Source organism: Microcystis sp. M165S2 (genome assembly GCF_020245885.1).
Classification (GTDB): Bacteria; Cyanobacteriota; Cyanobacteriia; order Cyanobacteriales; family Microcystaceae; genus Microcystis.
Map to the genome: position 1 here is coordinate 1 of NZ_JADBTZ010000190.1, position 4,685 is coordinate 4,685.

Genomic DNA, 4,685 nt, shown 5'->3' on the forward strand with positions numbered 1-4,685 from the left:
CTCAAAATGGACGGGTCGAAAGTGTCAGACTTAAGCAATTAAGCGTTTTTCGCTATCTGCGTCAACCCCGTTGACGCGACCACCCTAAAAAAGTGGCGTGGTGAGGAATCGCCGTCCGTTTTACGGCGGCGAGGATGTCAACACTCCGGTAAATGAGCCGTTCAACTAAAAAGCGATCGACGAACCCCTTCTTCTAGATCGCTTTTACTGCCCTTGGCCAAATTTTGAAGATATCCTTAATTTCTCTCTTGTTTAATCTTCCTTTAACTTGGATCTGAAAAAATGCGATTGTTTAGCCTTTTTTTGCAGGTTTTCAGCTAAAAATATGATTCATACTATCTATCGTCACCATGGGAAATTTTTATTAACCTTGCTGTCAATTGCTGGCAGTATCAATATTGTTGCTGAATCGGCCTCAGCTTTAAATATCAACCGATTGAGCAGTATTGGCAATAGTACAACTGCTGCTAATAACTTTGGGTCCGAAATTCCCACCTACGACCCCGCTAGTCGCAGATTATTCGTGACCGGTCCCAATAATCGTCTAGATATTGCCGATATCAGCAATCCCGCTAGTCCAATTCGCTTACCCTCGATCGATCTTAGCTCCTACGGTGCAGGGGTTAACAGTGTCGCCATCAAAAATGGTATTGTGGCCGTGGCCATGGAAGCTAGTACGATTACCAATAACGGCAGTGTGGTCTTTTTCGATACTAATGGTGTCTTTCAGAGTCAGGTTACTGTGGGTGCTTTACCCGATATGTTAACCTTTACTCCTGACGGTAATCGGGTTTTGGTCGCTAACGAAGGGGAAGCGGCCAGTGGTGTCAATCCCAATGGTTCCGTTAGTGTTATTAACCTTGCTGCCGGTGTTTCTAATCCCACGGTCAACACTGCTACCTTTACCAGTTTTAATGGTCAAGAGAACGCTTTAAGAAATCAGGGAGTTCGTATTTTCCCCGGTCAAACGGTTTCCCAAGATGTGGAACCAGAATACATCACCGTTTCCGAGGATGGAACCACTGCATGGGTGTCTCTACAGGAAAATAACGCTATTGCCGTAATGGATATTGTTAACGCTCAAGTCACCAGTATTTTACCCCTAGGAGCTAAGGATTTTAACGCACCGGGTAATGGTTTAGATGCAAGCGATCGAGATGGAGGGGTAAATATTAATAACTGGCCAGTTTTTGGCTTATATCAACCGGATACAATCGCCACCGTTACTGTCGCCGGACAAACCTATTTAATTACTGCCAATGAAGGGGATACTAGAAATGAGGCTAGACGAGTTTCTAATCTAACTTTAGACCCTAATGCTTTCCCTAATGCGGCCGAATTGCAATTAGCCCAAAATCTCGGCCGTTTGGATGTTTCTAGCATTGACGGACTTAACGACCAAGGTCAATATAGCCAACTTTTTGCCTATGGTGGTCGTTCTTTTTCGATTTGGAATGTAACTAATGGACTGTCCCAAGTCTTCGATAGTGGTGATGATTTTGAACAAATTTTGGCAGGTTTCTCGGCAAATCCCCTAACTCCTAGTATCTTTAATTCCGATGGTACTCCTGGTAGTTTCGATAGTCGCAGCGATAACCGCGGCCCAGAACCGGAAGGTTTAGCCGTGGGAACCGTGGGCAATCGTCTCTATAGTTTTGTGGGAATAGAAAGGGCTGGCGGTTTCATGGTTTATGATATCACCAACCCTAGTAATCCTTTCTTTGTTGATTATATCAACGATTGGCAATTAGGCGATATCTCCCCCGAAGGATTATTATTTATTCCCGCTGCCGATAGTCCCAATGGTACTCCCTTGTTAATTGTTGCCAATGAAGTGAGTCGCAATCTGGTGATTTATTCCGTCAAACCTGTCCCAGAACCTAGCGCAGTTTTAGGATTAGTAACCCTCGGATTAGCTGGTTATAGTTTGAAAAAAAGAGGGAATTGCTAATCACATCCCGTAAAATGGTAGCGCCTCCGACCAATGGGGGCGTTTTCCCGTTTGCCAGTCCAAATGGGCTAAATCGAGGATAGCGGGGGCATTTATGCCTAAATAACTGGGGGTGGCTAATCTTTGATAGGGAATAGTTAAGTTTTCTAAAGTCTGCTGCCATTGTTCGGGAGTCATCAGGCTATCAGCTAAGTAAACCCGATTACCCCCATAGATGCCCACATACAATTGTCCCCTAGTGGCGGGCATTTCTAGGGCTAGATAGGTATCGGGAGGGTAAAAATGCCGTTGTGACCAAGCAAAGGCCGCTAAACTGGAGACGGCAAAAATCGGTAGCTGTAATTGTTGTGCTAGGGTTCTACCGGTGACTAGACCGATGCGGGTACTGGTAAAGCTACCCGGCCCCTTAGCGGTGGCTAGAAAGGCTAAATCTGCCCATTTTTGCGGGGCCAGGAACTGTTTTAGATAGGGGTGGAATAGGTTCGATAAGTCCCTGTCTAAGTCCCAAGTTTGTTGACGACTATCATCGCTGAAATTAGAGAGGGCCAGTCCTAGTTGGGGACTGCTGGTATGCAAGGCTAATCCATAGACAGGGGAAGACAAGTCAATCTTTATCAGTAAGTTTTTATGGGTCGCCTGGGATTCGAACCCAAGACCAATCGGTTAAAAGCCGAGTGCTCTACCGCTGAGCTAGCGACCCGTTTCGTGTTCTGCACACGATTCATCAATATAACATCTTATCGGGGCTAAGTCAAGGGGAAATTTAAATTTGATTGACTCGCATTTCCACGATCGCCTCACGGCTACTCTGGGGTTCTAAGTAGGTCAAATGTTCGCCTGTGTTGAGGGCGTTGCGGGGAGCGCTCCAGGGTTCGAGACAGATATAATTTTTATCTTTCAGAGTCCAAAAAACTATAGTTGTATAGAGATCGTCGTAACCGAGGATAATTTGACGTTGATGATAGGAATCACTAAAACTACTTTGATGGCGAGTAATTTGCGTAAAAGCGGCATCAATTTCTTCGAGATTAAAGTCAAAGTGGCCGGAGTAGGAATGGAGGGTTTGGCTGCGTTGGTCGAGGTATTGGGAGGAGGGAATATCAAAGGATAATCTGGTTTTATCGGTGACTTGAAAATAGGGATGGAACCCGATGGAAAAGGGCATTTTTTCGGGGGAAAGATTAATTACTTTTTGGTGAATTTTGAGGCTGTTTCCTTGCAGTTGATAGGTAAAGATTAATTGAAAATCAAAGGGATAGACTTGACGAGTGGCTTCATTACTGTTCAATTCTAGGGTTAAACTAGCGGCGTTTTCGCTGCTTTGTTTGCTCACTTGCCAGGGTAAATCACGAGCAAATCCGTGTTGTTTAAGGGTATAGTTTCGTCCTTGGTGTTGATAGGTATTATCGGGTAAGTTGCCACATATCGGGAATAAAATCGGGACTCCTCCGCGGACGCTGAGGTTAGGCTCTTTGAATCTTTCTCTGTCCAGATATAAAATATCTTCTCCGCAAATTTGCCAACGGGTGATGATTCCTCCCCTAGCGGGAACCACTTCCAGATAAGCGTCAGCCTCTTCATCCTTGAGACAATAGGTAAGATATTGATTTTGGTTTTGAGTGATAGTAAAGGTCATATCAGTTATCAGTTATCAGTTATCAGTTATCAGTTATCGGTACAGCTGACTAAAAAGCTGATTGCTAACATAGAACGTAGGTTGGGTTGAAGCATGAAACCCAACGCCCGATCATGTTACGCTACCACTAACCCATCCTAACAAATAATTGTGTCTCCCTACTTAGCTTAACCAATGAGGTTTTAGATTCGGCCCTTGTGAATAAGCTGAGATAGCCTAGCTTGAGATGAAAATTTGGGTAAGAAAATAGGCAATTGCGGCGCTACCAATCGGTACAGTGAGATTATCTATACCCAGTTTCGAGAAAGTTTCTAAAATAGTAGCTCCGATCGCTGTTAATAAAGATACTAAAATAATTGGCGGATTAATGCCATTAATAAAAGATAAAATAATCAAGCTGACTAAAAAGCTGATTCCCAACATAGTCAGGGAACCTTCCAGACTTTTGCCACTGCCGAAAATTTTGTAGGGATGTTGACCGAAATTTTGTCCGACTAGGGCCGCTAATCCGTCTCCCAAAGCCATAATTAAAATACCGATTGCCGCGTATTCGGGGTGAGAAATTGGCCAAAAATAAGCCACGAGAACACCTATACTAACAGCATAAAAAAAAGTTCCCCAACTGCGGCGACCAACACTATTAAGACTGGGTAAAAATGGGAAAAAATAGGATAGAATAGCAATAATTGCCGCTAGGATCGCGGCGCTTATTCCCACCCAAGCGGGGATATTTAACCACCAGGCAAAAAGGATGACGTTTCCTGTGCCAATGTGGACAACTTTGCGGGTAATTTCGCCATCGGTACTGAAAAGACTTTTTAATTTTTCAGCGATCAGAATCAGAACACCTAGGTAACAGGCGACTAAACTGATCGAAAATAGGAGAGAGTGGGATAGTTCCACGGGGTAAAAGCGAAAATTGACTATCTATTAGTTTAGGCGATCGAGGTGACATTGTTGACATCCTCACCGCCGTAAACGGACGGTGATTCCCAAACCTCACGATTTAGGTTTCTGCTTCTTTCCCTTGCGGGGTTCCGCACCTGCCTTAACAGAGTAAATCTGTTCTGGTCTTATGGTCGCTCTACAGACTGACAC

General features: G+C 44.3%; 4 protein-coding genes and 1 tRNA gene. 1 reads left to right on the plus strand and 4 read right to left on the minus strand.

Features of this window, described 5'->3' with window-relative positions; translation table 11 throughout:
• The first annotated feature begins 325 nt into the window (after nucleotides 1-325).
• Complete coding sequence (locus IM479_RS09980) at nucleotides 326-1,951, plus strand: choice-of-anchor I family protein (protein WP_287687467.1); 1,626 nt, start codon at nucleotides 326-328, stop codon at nucleotides 1,949-1,951.
• Here the strand turns inward: IM479_RS09980 and tsaB are convergent, their stop codons facing one another.
• From tsaB to IM479_RS10000, 4 genes are all read right to left on the minus strand, one after another.
• Nucleotides 1,952-2,554, minus strand: coding sequence for a tRNA (adenosine(37)-N6)-threonylcarbamoyltransferase complex dimerization subunit type 1 TsaB (gene tsaB / locus IM479_RS09985; protein ID WP_287687468.1), 603 nt, complete (start codon nucleotides 2,552-2,554; stop codon nucleotides 1,952-1,954). It abuts the gene before it with no gap.
• A gap of 25 nt (nucleotides 2,555-2,579) precedes the next feature.
• Nucleotides 2,580-2,651, minus strand: a tRNA-Lys gene (locus IM479_RS09990).
• A 63-nt stretch (nucleotides 2,652-2,714) separates the two neighbouring features.
• Nucleotides 2,715-3,587 (minus strand): aldose epimerase family protein, encoded by an 873-nt coding sequence (locus IM479_RS09995; protein ID WP_287687470.1) that lies wholly within the window; start codon nucleotides 3,585-3,587, stop codon nucleotides 2,715-2,717.
• 216 nt (nucleotides 3,588-3,803) lie between these two features.
• Nucleotides 3,804-4,490: a diacylglycerol/polyprenol kinase family protein gene (locus IM479_RS10000; RefSeq protein WP_287687472.1), complete on the minus strand. Its 687-nt coding sequence runs from the start codon at nucleotides 4,488-4,490 to the stop codon at nucleotides 3,804-3,806.
• Nucleotides 4,491-4,685: the final 195 nt, after the last annotated feature.

Coding starts and splice junctions, on each gene's coding strand:
- IM479_RS09980 (WP_287687467.1), top strand. CDS start 326: ATGATTCATACTATCTATCGTCACCATGGGAAATTTTTATTAACCTTG.
- IM479_RS09995 (WP_287687470.1), bottom strand. CDS start 3,587: ATGACCTTTACTATCACTCAAAACCAAAATCAATATCTTACCTATTGT.